This window comes from Nocardia sp. NPDC004151, from assembly GCF_042874235.1.
GTDB lineage: Bacteria > Actinomycetota > Actinomycetes > Mycobacteriales > Mycobacteriaceae > Nocardia.
Map to the genome: position 1 here is coordinate 40,192 of NZ_JBIAMR010000019.1, position 16,419 is coordinate 56,610.

General features: G+C 70.5%; 16 protein-coding genes. 8 read left to right on the top strand and 8 right to left on the bottom strand.

All coding sequences use genetic code 11. The annotated features are described in order from the left end of the window. Nucleotides 1-5 precede the first annotated feature (5 nt). From ACFYTS_RS31695 to ACFYTS_RS31715, 5 genes are all read right to left on the bottom strand, one after another. Nucleotides 6-1,238 (bottom strand): FAD-dependent oxidoreductase, encoded by a 1,233-nt coding sequence (locus tag ACFYTS_RS31695; RefSeq protein ID WP_387309133.1) that lies wholly within the window; start codon nt 1,236-1,238, stop codon nt 6-8. A gap of 78 nt (nt 1,239-1,316) precedes the next feature. Further along, complete coding sequence (locus ACFYTS_RS31700; protein WP_357286107.1) at nt 1,317-1,880, bottom strand: DUF4334 domain-containing protein; 564 nt, start codon at nt 1,878-1,880, stop codon at nt 1,317-1,319. A 144-nt stretch (nt 1,881-2,024) separates the two neighbouring features. Then, the gene (locus ACFYTS_RS31705; RefSeq protein ID WP_387309134.1) at nt 2,025-3,002 is read right to left on the bottom strand and encodes a TolB family protein; all 978 of its coding nucleotides are present in this window, start codon (nt 3,000-3,002) and stop codon (nt 2,025-2,027) included. After that, nucleotides 2,999-4,285: an MFS transporter gene (locus ACFYTS_RS31710; RefSeq protein ID WP_387309135.1), complete on the bottom strand. Its 1,287-nt coding sequence runs from the start codon at nt 4,283-4,285 to the stop codon at nt 2,999-3,001. Before ACFYTS_RS31710 ends, ACFYTS_RS31705 begins: the two co-directional genes overlap by 4 nt. A gap of 111 nt (nt 4,286-4,396) precedes the next feature. Next, nucleotides 4,397-5,242 (bottom strand): alkaline phosphatase family protein, encoded by an 846-nt coding sequence (locus ACFYTS_RS31715; RefSeq protein ID WP_387309136.1) that lies wholly within the window; start codon nt 5,240-5,242, stop codon nt 4,397-4,399. A 277-nt stretch (nt 5,243-5,519) separates the two neighbouring features. Here ACFYTS_RS31715 and ACFYTS_RS31720 point away from each other — a divergent pair, with 277 nt between their 5' ends. From ACFYTS_RS31720 to ACFYTS_RS31740, 5 genes are read left to right on the top strand one after another with little or no spacing between them, the layout of a single operon-like run. After that, entirely contained in the window at nt 5,520-6,539 is a 1,020-nt protein-coding gene (locus ACFYTS_RS31720; protein WP_387309137.1) for a hypothetical protein, read from the top strand. Between the two features lie 5 nt (nt 6,540-6,544). Then, a complete protein-coding gene (locus ACFYTS_RS31725) occupies nt 6,545-7,525 on the top strand; it encodes a hypothetical protein (protein ID WP_357286096.1) in 981 nt (326 codons plus the stop codon). Nucleotides 7,526-7,549: 24 nt separating this feature from the next. Beyond that, on the top strand, nt 7,550-8,803 hold the full coding sequence (locus tag ACFYTS_RS31730; RefSeq protein WP_387309138.1) for an adenylosuccinate synthetase: 1,254 nt from the start codon (nt 7,550-7,552) through the stop codon (nt 8,801-8,803). A 10-nt stretch (nt 8,804-8,813) separates the two neighbouring features. Next, complete coding sequence (locus tag ACFYTS_RS31735; protein ID WP_387309139.1) at nt 8,814-9,437, top strand: NUDIX hydrolase; 624 nt, start codon at nt 8,814-8,816, stop codon at nt 9,435-9,437. After that, a complete protein-coding gene (locus ACFYTS_RS31740) occupies nt 9,422-9,691 on the top strand; it encodes a hypothetical protein (RefSeq protein WP_387309140.1) in 270 nt (89 codons plus the stop codon). The genes ACFYTS_RS31735 and ACFYTS_RS31740 overlap by 16 nt, the downstream gene beginning before the upstream one ends. A 3-nt stretch (nt 9,692-9,694) precedes the next feature. On the opposite strand, the gene ACFYTS_RS31745 is transcribed toward ACFYTS_RS31740, so the two are convergent. Beyond that, nucleotides 9,695-10,630, bottom strand: coding sequence for an NADP-dependent oxidoreductase (locus ACFYTS_RS31745; RefSeq protein WP_387309141.1), 936 nt, complete (start codon nt 10,628-10,630; stop codon nt 9,695-9,697). A gap of 111 nt (nt 10,631-10,741) precedes the next feature. Between ACFYTS_RS31745 and ACFYTS_RS31750 the strand changes: the two genes are divergently transcribed. Further along, on the top strand, nt 10,742-11,140 hold the full coding sequence (locus ACFYTS_RS31750) for a winged helix-turn-helix transcriptional regulator (protein WP_379097774.1): 399 nt from the start codon (nt 10,742-10,744) through the stop codon (nt 11,138-11,140). Here ACFYTS_RS31750 and ACFYTS_RS31755 read toward each other — a convergent pair. Continuing rightward, nucleotides 11,122-11,700, bottom strand: coding sequence for a TetR/AcrR family transcriptional regulator (locus tag ACFYTS_RS31755; protein WP_387309142.1), 579 nt, complete (start codon nt 11,698-11,700; stop codon nt 11,122-11,124). The two genes, ACFYTS_RS31750 and ACFYTS_RS31755, sit on opposite strands and share 19 nt — an antisense overlap. 84 nt (nt 11,701-11,784) lie before the next feature. Here ACFYTS_RS31755 and ACFYTS_RS31760 point away from each other — a divergent pair, with 84 nt between their 5' ends. Beyond that, nucleotides 11,785-12,756 (top strand): zinc-binding alcohol dehydrogenase family protein, encoded by a 972-nt coding sequence (locus tag ACFYTS_RS31760; RefSeq protein ID WP_387309143.1) that lies wholly within the window; start codon nt 11,785-11,787, stop codon nt 12,754-12,756. A 7-nt stretch (nt 12,757-12,763) separates the two neighbouring features. On the opposite strand, the gene ACFYTS_RS31765 is transcribed toward ACFYTS_RS31760, so the two are convergent. Then, the gene (locus tag ACFYTS_RS31765; protein ID WP_387309193.1) at nt 12,764-13,306 is read right to left on the bottom strand and encodes a hypothetical protein; all 543 of its coding nucleotides are present in this window, start codon (nt 13,304-13,306) and stop codon (nt 12,764-12,766) included. 162 nt (nt 13,307-13,468) lie between these two features. On the opposite strand from ACFYTS_RS31765, the gene ACFYTS_RS31770 reads away from it, so the two are divergent. After that, entirely contained in the window at nt 13,469-16,399 is a 2,931-nt protein-coding gene (locus ACFYTS_RS31770) for an AAA family ATPase (RefSeq protein ID WP_387309144.1), read from the top strand. Nucleotides 16,400-16,419 lie beyond the last annotated feature (20 nt).

Genomic DNA, 16,419 nt, shown 5'->3' on the forward strand with positions numbered 1-16,419 from the left:
GTGAGTCACGGGCGGCGGGCGAAGTCGGGGACCGGTTCGGGGACGACGGCGCGGGCCACCAGGAAGACCGGGAGGCTGCGCAGGACCGGGATGCGGCGGAAGACGCGCAGCGGTAAGGGCGTTCGCGGGAGGTCGGCGATATTCAGCCGGCCCGACACCGCGGGCCGCACGACCTGCGCGTGAGCCAAGCGCTGCATGCCCTGGATGACGGCGGTGGGCAGCAGGCGGCGGCGTTGGACGCGGGCCAGGTCGGCGGTGGTGACGGTGTGGGACAGCAGTTTCGGGGCCAGCAGGCGGGCGGCGGCCACCGCGTCCTGGACGGCCAGGTTGATGCCGACCCCGCCGATCGGTGACATGGCGTGGGCGGCGTCGCCGAGGCAGAGCAGTCCATCGGCGTACCAGTGGTCGAGCCGATCGAGTTTGACGTCGAGGAGTTTCACCTCGTCCCAGTCACGGACGGCGTCGGCGCGGTCGGCCAGCCACGGGACCACCTCGGCGAGGCCGCGCATGATCTCGCCGACCGGCGTCTCGGCCCGCAGGTGCGCGTCACTGCCTTTCGCGATGAGGGTCGCGCTCTGCCAGTAGTCGCCGCGGTCGAACAGGACGGCGACGCGGTCGGCGCTGACCACCGGGATCAGGCCGGCGGGATCGGTGCCGTGGCGCGGGATCCGGTACCACCAGGCGTCGAAGGGCGTCGCCCATTGGCGACCGCCGAGACCGGCCGCCGCGCGCAGCGCCGAACCGCGGCCGTCGGCGGCCACGGTGAGGTCGGCGTGGATCTCGCCGGTCGCGCCGTCCGCGGTGCGATAGCGGACGCCGGTCACCGTCGGGCCGGTGCGCAGCAGGTCGATGGCCTCGGTCCGCATGCGCAACCGGAAGGTCGGTTCGTTGTCGCCCGCGCGGGCGAGCAGATCGAGCAGATCCCACTGCGGCACCATGGCGATGTACCGGTGCCGCCCCGGGATGTGGTCGAAGCTCGCCAGCGGCACCAGCCGCCCGCCGATCGGGGTCTGGATCGAGGTGAGCCGTCGCTGCGGCAGTTTCGCGAAATCCTCGCTCAGGCCGAGGGCGTCGATGAGGTCCAGGGTGGTGGGGTGCACGGTGTCGCCGCGGAAGTCGCGCAGGAAGTCACCGTGTTTCTCCAGTACGGTGACCTCGACGCCCGCCCGGGCCAGCATCAGGCCCAGGAACATGCCCGCCGGTCCCCCACCGGCGATGAGACAGGTCGTGCGTTCCATCGGGACCTCCCGAGCCGAAGACGCCGTTACCGTCGATGGTAGGACGAGTCCGGTTCGGGCACTGCCGTCGCACCGCGGCTAGCGGTCGCGGTACAGGACGAAGAAATACGGTTCGTCGAGTCCGCGCATGTCCATGACACCGAGCAGGGTGTCGGCGTCGACGCGGCGGAAGATGTCGATGATCGGCAGGTGGTCGTAGATCATTGCGGCGCTGGACTTTCCACGGAACTCGAGATTCCGCAGCCGAGCCTTCGGGGTGGCCGTCCGCAGCATCGGCCGCAGCACGCCGAGGGAGCGGCGGACCGGGGACAGGGCCGTCACCGACACCTTGCCCGCCAGGAACAGTGGCACCCGGCGCGGGTCGACCGGGAAGATCTCGCCGTCGGGGGCCCGGAACAGCAGCGGCTGGACATGGTCGGCGCTGTCGAACTGCTTTCCGTACCAGCCTGTTTCGACCAGCATGCCGTCCCACGGATGGCCGGTGCCCACTTCCGCGCCCCGCCAGCGACCGGTGGTGACCTCGTCCACGGCCACCGCCGGCAGGCTGTCGAACAGATCCCAGGCCTGGGCCGCGGTGGCCGCGCCCGCGATCAGGGTCTCCAGGCGCGCGGCGCCGTCCGTCGCCGGGTCGGCGGCAACCATCATGATCTCCTTGGTGAGAGTGGACGACAGGATTTCTCTCACCCTAGTGGCGGCCCCGGTGGTGGCCGGTAGAGCTCCAGTGACATTCTGACGACCGGATTGGCCGAAGATGTCGATACCGGTTCCCGCGGGGCCGCGGGCCGTTCAGCCCAGGGCCGCCGGAGATTCGGCGTGCGGAACGAGCAGTCGCGGACTGCCCGAGCCGTCGGCCGGGACCGCCCAGATGTCGGCGTCATCGCCGCCGCGCGAGACCGCGTAGCCGATGGTGTTCGGGTCCAGCCACGCCGCTTGGTCGTCCACGCTCCGGGTTTCGGCCAGCGGGGTGCGGACGCCCGAGGCCAGGTCCAGCACCGAGAGCCGCCAGCCCTTCGCGGGGTCGCCGTCGATCGCCGACTTGAACGCGATCCGCTTGCCGTCCGCCGACAGCGACGGGCATTCCACGTTCTGCGCGATGGTGCGGACGGTCTTCGCCGCCATATCGCCCTGCACGAGGTAGCGGCGGCCGTCGGTGGACATGGTGACGTAGAAGGTGTTGTGATCCGCGGCGAAGGTGATACCCCAGAAGTTGAGATCGGCGGCGGTGTAGGGGCGGCCGTCGACCACGACCGACAGGAATTCCAGGGAATCGATCATGTCGCCGGTCGTCAGGTCGACCAGCCCGGCGCGGGTGGAGAAGCGGCCATTGTTGTAGGAGTCGCCCGCCACGAACACCGTCCAGGCCGCCATCCGCCCGTCGCCGGACAATCGGGTGCGATTGGGCACGCCGACCAGCGGGATCTCCCGCGTCACGGTCAGATCGGCGTCCAGGATGGCGGCCTGGAAGGTGGCCAGCGGGCCGTCGGGCCGCAGGCAGATGCCGGTCCCGGCCGCCGCGGCCACACGCAGGCATTCGAGTTTCGACACCGAGCGCGCCGCGCCCGGATCGGCGGCGGACACCATCGCCACATGGCCCTTGCTCTCGGCCGCGGTGCTGCGGAACAAGATTCGGGGCCCGGGCGCGATGTTCAGCGCCTCGTAGGCGGTGGCGGGTTGCGCGCGCGTCCCGGTGACCACGCCGTAGCCGACGGCGACCGCGGCCAAGACGACCGCCCCGAGCAGGGCCAGCACGATCCGGCGGTTCACGCGTGCTCCTCCGCGGTCTCGGTGACGTCCTCGACGGTCCCGGCGGCCTGGATGCCGCGCAGCAGCACGGCGATCACGACCACGGCCACCGCCACCAGACCCGCGGCGACCCGGCTCGCGTTCTCCGGGCCCCACAGACTCCAGGCCAGCCCGAACAGCACCGACGACACCAGATACGACAGCGCCTGCCCGGTTTGGATCAGCGCGATCCCGGTGGTGCGCAGGGCTTTCGGCAGCACCGGACCGGCCAGCGCCATGAGCACGCCGTCGGTCGCGGCGTAGAACAGGCCGTAGAGCGCGAGCACCACCACCAGCAGCGCGGTGCCGCCGAACGGACCGAACAGCAGCAGGTACACCAGCACCAGCGCGGTGTAGCCGCCGAGCACCACGGTCCGGCGGCCGATCTTGTCGGCGAGCATGCCCAGCGGGGTGGCCAGCACCAGGTACGACAGGTTGGTGCCGACCGCCAGCAGCGGGAACCAGCTGACGCTCAGGTGTTCCCGCTGCTGCAGCAGCAGGTAGACGAAGCCGTCGCCGATGGTCACCAGTCCGGCCAGGCAGGCCGCCGCCACCAGCCGCCGCACCGGTGCGAGCCGGATCAGTCCGCCCAGCGCACGGGGCGACACCGCGCCCTTGGCGGGTTGCTCGTCGCGGTGGTCGCGGACGAACAACACCAGGATCAGGACGCCGAACGCGGCGATGCAGAAACTGGCGACGAACACCGCGTCGTAGGCCTGCGCGGTGGCGGCGAGAATGCCGATCGCCACCAAGGGACCGGCGAACGCGCCGATGGTGTCCATCGTCCGGTGCACGCCGAACGCGCGGCCGTAGAGCCGCGGCGGGGTGGACAGCGTGATCAGGGCATCGCGGGGCGCGGTGCGCAGGCCCTTGCCGGTGCGGTCGACGGCGATGACCGCGCCGATCGCGCCGACGGCGCTGCCCGCGGCCAGCATGCCGAGTTTCGCGACCGCCGACAGGCCGTAGCCCAGTCCGGCGATGAATTTGCGGCGGTTGGTCAGGTCGGCGACGTAGCCGCCGATCAGCCGCAGCAACGCGGTCGCGCCGGTGTAGGTGCCGTCGACGACGCCGTAGGCGGCGGGGCTCAGGTGCAGTCCGACGACCAGGTACACCGGCAGCACCGCGGTCATCATCTCCGAGGAGATGTCGGTGACCAGGCTGACGGCGCCGAGCGCGAACACATTGCCGCTCAACAGGAAGAACGCCTTGCGGCGCGACGGTGTCGCGTCGTCGCCCCCGGAATGCGGGCGGTCGATCGTGGACATGTACATGGGTGTACTACCTCAGGGAGTCGCGGGGAAGCCGCTCGGGACACATCGTCGGGTCCGCGAGCGGGTCATGTCAGCTGCCGATCGGTCCGGTTGCCCGGTGAACGGTCAGTTCCACACGTTGGTGATCTCCGCCGCGGGGTTCAGGTGGGTCAGGCCGTAGGCGCTCTCGATGGTGCTGAGCACGTTGTAGTGGTTGATCTGGTTGGAGAAGCTGCCGACCTGGGTGTGCGCGCCCACGAAGGTGGTGAAGATGTGGTTGGACGAACCGCCGTTGTCCTCGTCGAAGGTGACGATGAGCAGGCTGTTGTGGGTCTTGGCCCACTGCGCGTAGGCGTCCATCTTGTTCTTCAGCCAGGTGTCACCGGTGCCGACCGAGCAGTCGTGCATGTCGTTGCACATGTCGGGGGCGATGTAGGAGACCGTCGGCAGGGTCGAGAAGTCGGTCGGGAAGGTGCTGAACCGGACGTTCGCGCTCGCGGGCACATTGCTGAAGTTCGGGACCGCGTTGTGCTTGCGACGGTAGGTGCCGCTCGAGCAGCCGGTGTAGCCGTCCGAGGGCATCGCCTCGGAGTAGCTCTTGTAGCTCTTGCCGGCGGTGAGCAGCTGGTTGGCGATGTTGTTGCCGCTGTAGGTGTGCGGGCAGCTGTCGTCGGTGACGCCCTGGGTGGAGCCGGAGAACATCGCGAGGTAGTTGGGCTCGCTCGGGTGGGTGACGCCGTAGGACTGGGTGAACTTCGCGCCCTGCCCGGCCAGGTTGTTGAAGTACGGCGCGCTGGAGCTGCCGTTGATCTGCGAGTACGAATGGTTCTCGAACATCACCAGCACGATGTGGTCGAACACCGGAACGCTGCCCGCCGCAGCGGCTTCCGACGAATTGACGACCGCGGACGTCGCCATACCGATGAACGCGGCGGCCGACATGACGGTGGCAGCGATGCGCTTCCTGAACACAGATCCTCCTGAAGGACTCGAGCGGGCCCCGGCAGCACCGCCAGGGCCGCGCAATATTAAGAACCGCCATGCGCCGGAACGACGAATGCTCTGCGGCCATCCGATGTGGGGAAAGTGAACAAATCGCATGGCCACTTTCCGCCGACTCGGACCGAGTCCCCCTGCCGCAGCACGAGTTTCGAGACAGCAAACCGGTCACCACCAGTGTTTTTGTCGAAACTACAAAAAGTTGGCGAAATCGCTGGCGTTCCTAGTTTTAGTCATCTAACCTAAAACCATGACGACAGCGCGAGAGACCGCGGAGACCATCCGGGCGGCTCGGCGGCCCGAAGACCTCTTCGGTTCCGCCGCAACGGATTCCACGAGCAGACAGGCGGCTCGACGCCGGTATCACCGGCTGGCCGCGCTGGTGCACCCCGACCGGGTCGAGGCCGTCGACGCGGCGGCCGCGGGCGCCGCCTTCGCCCGGCTCTCCGAGCTGTACCAGCGGTGGCTGGACCTGGACGAAGCCGCCTTCGAGGTGACCGGGGCGCGCGGGCGGCATCCCGTCGGGGCGCTGCACGCGGCCGGATCCATCGCTGACGTGTACCGCTCCGGCTCGGATCGGGTGGTGAAGATCCCGCGCCGAGGGGCCGCCAACCGGTTGCTGGCCGGTGAGCGAAACGCCTTGCGCGACATTGCGACCGTCGCCGCCGAGCACGCGTGGCTGCGGCCGTACTTCCCCGAACTCGTCGACGCCGTCGACCATCTCGACCCGGGCACCGGCGAGCAGCGCACGGTCAATGTGCTGGCCGGCCTGACCGACGGGTTCGTAACGATGGAGGAGGTCCGCGCGGCCTATCCGGACGGGCTCGACCCGCGCGACTACGCGTGGATGCACCGGAGGCTGCTGCGCTGCCTCGCCGGGGCGCAGCTGGCGGGCTGGGTGCACACCGCGATCAGCCCCGCCAATGTGCTGGTGCATCCGAGACTGCACGGAATCGTACTGGTGGGCTGGTCTTTCGCGACCCGGCCGGGCAATCCCGCGGCGGCCACCCTGAAGTCGCTGGACTATCCGCCCGAGATCCGCGACGCGGTCTCCCCCGCCACCGACGTCCACCTCGCGCATCGCCTCATGCTCACCATGCTCGGCGACCGCGCGCCCGCCCCGATGCGCGCCTACGCCACCGGGTGCCTGCAAGCCGATCCCGGACTGCGGCCCGAGGCCGCGGACCTGCTCGGCGAATTCGACGATCTGCTCGACCGGCTCTACGGGAAGCGCCGCTTCCGGCCCTTCGAGCTCACGAAAGGTAAGTGATAGCAATGGGTTACGGAAGCTGGGACGACAGCGCCTACGACGCGGCGCGGACCTTCCGCGCGGCCTCGGGACTCGACGACTTCGGCTACACCGCCGACATGCGGTCCACGCCGTGGGAGCAGTGGAAGGCGCACCCCACCCTGGATCCCTTCGGGGTGGGCATGCGGGAGTCGCGCGACTCCGACGACCACGGGAACTCGCTGCCCATCGCGGTGCTGTTCGACGTCACCGGGTCCATGGGCCGGGTGCCGCGGGTCATGCAGGAGAAGCTGGCCAAACTGCACGGACTGTTGCAGCGCAAGGGTTATGCCGACGATCCGCAGATCCTGTTCGGGGCCATCGGCGACGCCGACAGCGACCGGGTGCCGCTGCAGGTCGGGCAGTTCGAATCCGACAACCGCATGGACGAACAGCTGCGGCTGATCCTGCTCGAAGGCGGCGGCGGTGGGCAGAAGTCCGAAAGCTACGAGCTGGCGGCGTATTTCATCGCCCGCCACACCGTCACCGACGCGTGGGAGAAGCGCGGACGCAAGGGCTACCTGTTCATCGTCGGCGACGAGCTGAACAAGAAGCGCCTGCCCGCGCGCCACATCCAGGCCGTCATCGGCGACGACGTGCGCAGCGACATCGCCGTCGACTCCATCTACCGGGAGCTGGCCGACCGGTGGAACGTGCACTACATCCTGCCCAATCAGTCCAGCTACTACCGGGATCCGGAGATCGCCGAACACTGGCAGGAGCTGCTGGGCGAGCGGTTCCTGCGGCTCGACGATCCGGCCGCGGTGTGCGAGCTCATCGCGCTGACCATCGGGATCGGCGAGGACCGCGTCGATCTGGGGGCCGGGCTGGCCGACCTGCGCGATATCGGGTCGACCAGTGAGGCCGACGCGGTCGGCAAGGCGCTCGCGCCGCTGGGCGGAGTCCGCCGCGGGCGCAGCGTGGGCGCGCTGCCCGCCACCACCGGGACCGACGACGTCGATCTCTGATCACGAAAGACGAAGGGAAAGCTCATGTTCGGCGACCGTCACCTGATCGTGGTGGACCTCGGCTTCGGTGACGCCGGGAAGGGGGCCACCGTCGACTGGCTGTGCTCACCGCGGGCCGGGCTCGACGTGTCCGCGGTGGTGCGGTTCAACGGCGGGGCGCAGGCCGCCCACAATGTGGTCGCCGACGGCCGCCACCACACCTTCCGGCAGTTCGGGTCCGGCACCCTGTCCGGGGTGCCGACCCTGCTGTCGCGGCACATGCTCGTCGAGCCCCTGGCGCTGGCGGCCGAGGCCCGCGAACTCGCCGCGCTGGGGGTCGCCGATCCGCTGTCGCTGCTCTACGCCGACGAACGCGCCCTGCTCACCACGCCGATCCACGGGGCCGCCAACCGCTGCCGGGAGGATACGAGGGGTACCGCCCGGCACGGTTCGTGCGGCATCGGCATCGGGGAGACCGCGAGCTACGCCCTCGACCACGACGCGCCGCGGGTCGCCGACTGCGCGCGACCGGATGTGCTGCGGCGCAAACTGATCGCGCTCGAGGAGCACTACGCGCCGCTGCTCGCCGGTGGGCGGCACCGCTACGATCCGATCGACGATCTGGTCGCGGCGTACACCGCCTTCGCCGGCGCGGTCGCCATCCTGCCCGGAGAGCAGCTCGCGGGGTTCGCGCGCAGCGGGCGGCTGGTGTTCGAGGGCGCGCAGGGCGTGCTACTCGACGAATGGCGCGGAACCCACCCGTACACGACCTGGTCGACCGTGGAACCCCGCAACGCGCGAGACATGCTGGCGCGCATCGGGGCTCCCGGCTACGTGCTCGGCGTGACCCGGGCCTACCTGACGCGGCACGGAGCGGGGCCCTTCCCGACCGAGGACCCCGCGCTGTCGATTCCCGAGCCGCACAATGGAACCGGCGTGTACCAGGGCGCGTTCCGGCGCGGGCACCTCGATCCACTGCTGCTGCGCTACGCGATCGACGCCTGTGGCGGGATCGACGGGCTGGCCGTCAACCACCTCGACGCGGTCGGCGACATCCGCACCGCCACCGGGTATCTCACCGCGGACGGCTGCGTCGACCGGCTCGACTGCGGGGTCTGGCAGGACCTGGAGCACCAGCGGGGGCTCACCGATCTGCTCAGCGCCGCCACCCCGGCCCTGGCCGACCTGCCCGGCGACGTCCCCGGCTACCTGGAGGCCGAACTCGGCGCGCCGGTGGTGCTCACCGCCCACGGCCCGGATCGAGCCGATCGCACGGTCCGGATCACCGCTCAGGCATGATTGTCCATTTGTGGAGCAACAATCCGCGGTATCCATCGACGTGATCGCCCTGCGCTACGGGCCCGACGACCCCACCGCCACGCTCGGCATCGCCGCGCGGCGGTGGGAACCGTTCGCCGGCGAACTCGCGCTGCCGGGCGTGCTGCTCGGCCTCGGCGAACGCCTCGCCGAGGCCGCCCACCGCGCGGTGCGCACCAAACTCGGGGTGCCCGAGGACGCCATCCTCGCCGCCGGACAGGTCGCCACCTTCGACGAACCCAACCGCGACCCGCGCGGGCCGACCCTGTCCATCGCCATGTGGGCGGTCGTCGGCGCACACGAATCCGACACCGCGACCTGGGTACCCTTCGACGCGGTCCCGCCGCTGGCGTTCGACCACAATCAGATCGTCGCCGCCGCCCGGGACCGGCTCGCCGACATGCTGTGGAAGGACCTGACTTTCACCCGCGCCCTCACCGGCGACCAGTTCACCGCCACCCGCGCGGTCGGCCTCACCACCGCCCTGCACGGCGCCAAACCCGATCCGGGCAACCTCAACCGCACCCTGGCCGCGCTGCCCGGCCTGTCCCGCACCGGCGAACGCGTCCGTGTGAAAGCCACCGGCCGCCCGGCCGCCGTGTGGTCCTTCGCCTGAACACGGTCCGGGACACCACCGCCGAGACCCTCCGCGCGACGAGCCGCCGGCACGGAAACGCCGGCCGGGAACTGGCCCGGATCATCACCGACAACGGCTTCGAACCCCACCTGATCCTGTCCATCGCCCGCGGCGGGCTCTTCGTCGCCGGATCCCTGGGCGGGCTCGTCCCGCGGGCCGCCGCGCATCCCAACCGGCGACCGGGCAGCCCAGCGCTGCCCGACGTGGTGCCGCGCGAGCGCTGGGCTCGGTGAGTGTCAGGGGATCAGCACCGGGCGGCCGCGCAGCTGTCCCCCGGCCAGTAGGCGGTGGGCGTCCGCGACGCGGTCGAGTGGGAAGGTCTCGGCGACGCGCGGGGTCAGGCGGCCCGCGTCGACCAGGGCCGCCAGCTCGGCCAGGCGGCGACCATCGGCTCGAATCCAGGTGTTGGCCACCCGGATTCCGCGCAGGGCCGCCGGTTCGGCACCGCCCACCAGGGCCGTGAACGCACCGGACGAACGGACGGCGTCGAGCGCCTCCACGCCCAGCACCGCCGCGTCGAGCGCGCCGTCGACACCGCCGGGGACCAGCGCCCGCACCGCGTCACCGAGTCGTTCGCCGCGCGGGACGAAGAACTCCGTGCCCAGCTTGCGCACCGCGTCCGCGTCGGCGGACCCTGCCGTCGCGACCACCCGAATGCCCTGGGCCACGGCCAGTTCCACCGCGTAGCCGCCCACCGCACCGGCCGCGCCGGTGATCAGCACCGTCGCGCCGGGGGCCAGGCCGAGCAGGTCCAGGGATTGCGCGGCGGTGAGGGCGTTCAGCGGAACCGTCGCCGCCTCGATCGCGGAGACCGTGCGCGGCGCGAGGGCGACGGCTGACGAATCCAGGATCACCTGATCGGCGTGTGTGCCCAGGGCTACATCGAGCCGATCGGAGAGGCCGAACACCGCGTCACCGATCGCGAATTCCGTGACACCGGAACCGATATCGTCGATGGTCCCGGCGACATCCCAGCCCAGGCCGACCACCTCGCGCGCCGGTATCAGACCGGCCTGGGCCAATCCGCCCGAGCGGGTGTGCAGGTCGGCCGGCTGCACGGCTGCCGCGGCGACGCGGATCCGCACCTGCCCGGGACCGGGCGCGGGCAGCGGCGCCTCGGCCACCTCCAGCACCTCGGGTCCTCCGAACGATCGAACGATGACGGCGCGCATGTGAAATCTCCTCTGCTGTACGGTTTCCCACCCTGTCACCGAACCTAGGGAGTGTTACTCTCCGTCGGGAAGTACGCACCTGGGAGTGCGTACCGAACGTCAGGGAGAGTCATGGCGACCAAGACCGCCGCCCAGCGGCGCACCGAGGCCCGGCGCGACTATGACGCCTACATCCAGGAATGCCCCACCCGGCACCTGCTCGACCGGATCAGCGACAAGTGGGTCAGCCTGCTGCTCAACGCACTCGCCGACGGTCCCCGCCGATACAGCGATCTCAATCGCATCGTGGCCGGAGTCAGCCAGAAGATGCTCACCCAGACCCTGCGCGGCATGGAACGCGACGGACTGGTGAGCCGCACCGTCACCCCGTCGGTCCCGGTGCGGGTCGACTATCGGCTCACCGCACTCGGGCAGAGTTTGCTGCCGGTCATGCGGGCGATCAAGAACTGGGCCGAGACGCATATCGAGGATGTGCTCGCGGCCCGCGAAAGCTACGACGCCGCGGGCTGATCGATCACCGAGCGGACCAGTTGCCGGACACCGCCGAGGAGGCGGTCAAGCTGACCCGAACGGACCAGGTAAGGCACCAGTTCACCGCCCAGCGGCGCGAGCAGCAGGCCGCCGACCACCTCGGCGTCGAGATCGGGGCGGATCTCGCGTAGCAGGGTGCTGATGTGGCCGGCCCAGAAGGCGTGGAATTCATCGCGGCGTGGGTGGGGCGGGAGCGCCTGGTAGGCGACGTTCAATTCGAGGTCGTCGGCGATCAGCCGGGTCATGGCGTCGAAGTAGGCGAGCAGGCGGTCTCCCGCGGGCGCGCCCGGGCCCAGCGGTGGCGGACCACTGGTCACCGCCTCCATCAAACCGACCGCCCCCTCCGCGACCAGCTCGTACAGCAAGCCCGCCCGGTTGCCGAACCGGTGGAACAGCGTGCCCTTGGCCACCCCCGCCGCGGCGGCGATGCGGTCCATGGTCGCCGCGTCCGCACCTTCCTCGGCTAACAGCCGGCGGGTCGCCGCCAGGATTGCCTGCCGGTTGCGAGCCGCGTCGGCGCGTTCCTTGGGCGGATTCATATCACCACTTCCATTGACAACTTGACCGCCGGTCAATATCTTCGCAGACACAACTTGACCGTCAGTCAACTTATGAGGTTCTCAATGCAAGCAATCCTATTGACCGGTACCGGCGGGCCCAACGTCCTGGTGGCCGGAGAGGTTCCCGCACCACGCCCACAGGCCGGGGAGATCCTGGTGCGGGCCGAGGCGATTCCCGTGCTGTTCCCCGAGACCATGATGCGGTCGGGGGCGTTCCCGCTGCCGGTGCAGTTCCCCCTCGTGTTCGGCACCCAGGCCGCCGGCGTCGTCACCGAAGTCGGGGCGGGCGTGGACGCCTCACTCGTCGGGCAGCGAGTCATGGTGAGCAGCAACAGTTTCGGCACCTACGCCGAACAGGTCTGCGTCCCCGCCGAGGCCGCCACCCCGATTCCCGACGGACTGAGCACCGACGCCGCCGCGGCCGTCGCCATGAGCGGATCGGTCGCCATTCCCCTGCTCGAGACCGCGCGGCTCACCGGCACCGAGACCATCCTCGTCGAGGCGGCGGGCACCGGCGTCGGGGCCTACCTCACCCAGCTGGCCAAGGAGCACGGCGCGGCCCGCGTCATCGCCACCGCGGGCGGGCCCGAAAAAGCCGCGCGGGCACGCGAATTCGGTGCCGACCTCGTCGTCGACCACCACACGCCCGGATGGACCCGGCAGCTCGCCGACCTACTCGGCGGCGCGACGCTGGACGTGGTCTTCGACTCCGTCGGCGGCGAATCCGCGCTCGAACTCCTGGACCTGATGACCCCGCTGCGCGGGCGCATGCTCAGCTACGGCTTCCTGTCCGGCGCGCCCGCGCAGGTCGGCGCCATGGATCTGATCATGCGCGGCCTGACGCTCACCGGCTGCTCCGGTCCGGCCTGGCTGGCCGGGGTGGCGGCGGCCCGCGAACCCGCGCTGCGGCGGGCGGCGACGGGTTCGCTGACGCCGCTGGTGGATCGGGTGCTGCCGCTCGACCAGGCCGCGCACGCCCACCGGCTGCTGGAGGATCGCGCCGCCCAGGGCACGATCATCCTGCGCGCCGGCTGAGCGGAGCTCAGAGGTCCTTCAGGCAGAAGGTCGTCGGCTGCTCGGTCAGTGTGATGACCTTGTCGGCTTCCTCGCCGCACAGGTTCTCGTCCGACTGGCCGTCGATCCGGGTCAGCACCTGGAAACTCGCGTTGCTGGTGCCGCATTCGGCGTACTGATAGCCGGTCATCATGCTCTCGTGATAGCAGGCGCCCGGCTGGAAATTCGGCGCCAGACACAGGTAGGCCATCGAGGCGCCGTTGAGCGTCTCCTCGTAGGAGGTGTAATCGGCGGCGCACTCGGCCTTGGCGCTGGAATGCTTGGCCACCTTGTACACCGCCTTCGGGGAGGCGCAGTCCACCGGCTCGGTCTTGGAATTGATCATCGACCCCTCGATAACGTTGATGCAATCACCGACCTTGGAGCGTCCGGTCTCGGACTTCCCCGCGTCCTTGATGCTGTCCGCACCCTTCTGCACGACCGAGCAACCCGCCAGCGCCAGTGCGAAAACCGCCACGGCCACCGGAATCAGCCGCCACCAGCGCCGCGTTCCCGCCGAACTCACCTGCATCGTTGCCACGAACCTCTCTCACCGGTCATCATTCGAACCTCGACAACCAAACCCGGACCGCGATCGGCGAGCATCCGTGGAACCACGGGATCGGCCCGGCATCGGCACCGACCCGGCATCGGGCTAGGCTCCGCTCGGGGCCGTTCGCTCGGAAAGGAGTGCGTGATCGAGCCATTCGTCGGCCGCGTTCACGAACTCTCGACGCTGGACGCGACCTACTGCACGCCCGGCCGGCACCGCGTGTTCCTGGTCGAAGGCCCGGCGGGTATCGGAAAGTCCAGACTCCTGGCCGAATCCGTGCGGCATGCCCGCGCGGCGGGGCTGCGCGCGATCACGGTCGCGGCCACCGAGTACGAGCGGTCCACGCCCCGCCAGGTGCTGCTGGATCTCGCCGACCAACTCGACCACGACGCCGACGGTCACGACCCCGGCAACGGCGATGCCCGGGTGGTCGATCCCGGCGGCCACACACCGGATCACGGGATCGCGACGGCCGATACCAGGGAGTCGGCGCGGTGGCTGCGGCACCGGCTCGCAGGCACTCCCACGGTCCTGATCATCGATGACGCGCATTGGGCAGACCCGGCGTCACTGCGGGTGCTGGCCGTGCTGATCCAGCAGTCGCCGATGCCCGCGACCGTGGTCCTCGCCTATCGGACCGGACAGTTTCCCGCCGAACTCGGTGCCGCCCTGCGGACCCCGCGCGCCGACGTGACCCACCTGAGCGTGCCGCCGCTGTCCACGGACGAGGCGACCGCGCTGCTCCCGGACCTGACGCCGGCGCAGCGGGCCCGGCTCGTCGCCGCGGCCCACGGCAATCCGCTGTACCTGCAGGTCCTGGCCGAACTCACGCCCGCGGAACTGGATCAGGCGCTGCGCGACGATCGCGTCGACACCGGGTTCGGGCACGCGGCACTGGACCGCACCCTGCGCGCCGAACTCGCGCATCTCCCGCCCCGCGAACAGCTCGTCGCCCAGGCGGCCGCGGTGTGCGGCGCGACCGCCGACACCGAACTGCTCAGCGCCACCGCCGAAGTCACGCACACCGACCTCGACGCCGCGGTCGACGACCTCGCCCGGCGCGGCTGGCTCACCGTCACCGGCGGCACCGTGGCCTTCCGCCACCCCCTCATGCGCACCGCGGCCTACCGCCTCGCCGGCCCCGCCTGGCGTGCCGCCGCCCACGGCCGCGCCGCCCGCTTCCTGCGCACCGTCGACGCCCCGGTCCTGGTCCGCGCCCGCCACCTCGAGCACGCCTTCGGCGGCCGCGACGACCTCGCCGCGGCCGAACTGATCCGCGCCGCCGAACAAGCCCTCGCCACCGCCCCCGCCACCAGCGCCCGCTGGATCGAAGCCGCCCTCCGCCTCACCCCGAACTGTGCCCCCGACCCCAGCTCACCTGGTGCCACCGCTGCCCTCGACGTCGACGCGGACGCGACACGACTGCTGCTCGGGCGGGCGCTGCTGTTGTCCGGGTCCGCCGAGCGGGCACGGGACGTGCTGGAACCGCTGCTGCCGGCGACGGACGTCCCCGCGGTGCCGACGAGCAACGAGGCGGTGTTGCTGTACGCGCGATGCGAGCGGATTCTCGGCCGGATCGACAGTGCGCGACAGCTGCTGGCGTCGGCGGTCGAACGGCTGAATCCGGGCGAGAGTGGTTCGGTGCAGCTGGAACTGGCGATTCTGGAGTCCCAGGACAACCGCGATCGGGAGGCGGAAGTGCGGATCCAGGCGCTGTTCGCGTCAGGGGCCGTGCGGGATCCGGCGATTCGAGCGGCGGGACGCACCCTGCGCAGCATGGGACAACTCAACGGCCTGGACCTGAGCGCGGCGCGGGCCGAGTATCGCATCGCCGAACGAGAATTCGCGCAGCTCAATGACACTCGGCTGCTCGACGGCGTGCACGCGGTAGCGGCGCTCGGCTGGATGGCGTACTTCCTCGACGATCAGCGCACCGGCCTCACGCACATCGAACGCGCTATCACCGTCAGCCACCGGCACGGTCGCAGCTTCGTCCTGCCGGAGCTGCACACCGTCCACGCCTACTCCCTCGCCAAGCTCGGCCGCTACGACGACGCGCTCGCCGCTGCCGAGGACGCCCTGGAAACCGCACGGCTGTACGGATATCCGGGCATCGCGCCACTGGCCGGCGCGGCCAAACTCCGCATCCTCCAGGACACCGCGCCCGCCACGGAGGTGCTGCGCTGGTGGCGCACCCTCGACGCCCTCCCCCGGCCCGCCATGCGGTGGTGGTGCGCCACCGTCGACGCGGCCCTCGCCGAAATCGCCGCGCGGCTACCGCATCCGGCCCGGCCCCAGGCCACCGAAGCCATGGCATCCGACCTGCCTACCGCCACAACATCTGTCGCACTCCCACGGGTTGCGACCGCACCGTTGTCGATGGGCCCCGCCGAGCCCGTCGCCGATACTTCCGTGACGCCGGAACCCGTGGACACGGTGTCGCGGGAACATCCGATGCGGGCCGCGGAGCTCGCCGTCGGCGCACTGGCCTGCCTCGCCCACGGCGACCTCGAGGCGGCGGGGGCGCTGGTGGAGCGGGCCCATGAAGTGGCCGAACGGCTCGACCTGCCCGGACAGCGGGCCTCGGCCGCGCGGGCGCGCGCTGGATATCTCTGTGCCCGAGGCGATCTCGAGGCCGCCGCTCAGGCGGCCACGGCGGCGATCGCGCACTACGGTCAGGCCGGGATGCCCGTCTTTCGCGCCCAGGCCATGTTGGTGGCCGCCGAAATCGACGGGAAGCGGGGCGATTTCGCCACCGCGACCGTACGAATCGCCGCCGCCCGAGAGGAATTCGCGGCTGCCGGCGCACACGAGCTGCTCACCGCCGCCACCACCGCACAACGCAAGCTGGCGGGTCATCGCAGTGTGAGTGGCGCAACCATATTGAGCGAACGTGAACGCGAGGTCGCCGAGCTGGCGGCGCGGGGACTCACCAACAAGGACATCGCCGAGAAGCTCTTCTTGAGCCCGCGCACCGTGGAGGACCACCTGGGTCGCATCCTGCGCAAACTGGGACTCACCGGTCGCGGCGGGATCGCGCACAAGCTCACGGAATTGGACCGGCCGGACTGAAGGCAGGTCCGTGACACGGC

Coding starts and splice junctions, on each gene's coding strand:
- ACFYTS_RS31710 (WP_387309135.1), bottom strand. CDS start 4,285: ATGTCCACGATCGACCGCCCGCATTCCGGGGGCGACGACGCGACACCG.
- ACFYTS_RS31755 (WP_387309142.1), bottom strand. CDS start 11,700: ATGAATCCGCCCAAGGAACGCGCCGACGCGGCTCGCAACCGGCAGGCA.
- ACFYTS_RS31745 (WP_387309141.1), bottom strand. CDS start 10,630: ATGCGCGCCGTCATCGTTCGATCGTTCGGAGGACCCGAGGTGCTGGAG.
- ACFYTS_RS31760 (WP_387309143.1), top strand. CDS start 11,785: ATGCAAGCAATCCTATTGACCGGTACCGGCGGGCCCAACGTCCTGGTG.
- ACFYTS_RS31750 (WP_379097774.1), top strand. CDS start 10,742: ATGGCGACCAAGACCGCCGCCCAGCGGCGCACCGAGGCCCGGCGCGAC.
- ACFYTS_RS31720 (WP_387309137.1), top strand. CDS start 5,520: ATGACGACAGCGCGAGAGACCGCGGAGACCATCCGGGCGGCTCGGCGG.
- ACFYTS_RS31695 (WP_387309133.1), bottom strand. CDS start 1,238: ATGGAACGCACGACCTGTCTCATCGCCGGTGGGGGACCGGCGGGCATG.
- ACFYTS_RS31765 (WP_387309193.1), bottom strand. CDS start 13,306: ATGCAGGTGAGTTCGGCGGGAACGCGGCGCTGGTGGCGGCTGATTCCG.
- ACFYTS_RS31730 (WP_387309138.1), top strand. CDS start 7,550: ATGTTCGGCGACCGTCACCTGATCGTGGTGGACCTCGGCTTCGGTGAC.
- ACFYTS_RS31700 (WP_357286107.1), bottom strand. CDS start 1,880: ATGGTTGCCGCCGACCCGGCGACGGACGGCGCCGCGCGCCTGGAGACC.
- ACFYTS_RS31725 (WP_357286096.1), top strand. CDS start 6,545: ATGGGTTACGGAAGCTGGGACGACAGCGCCTACGACGCGGCGCGGACC.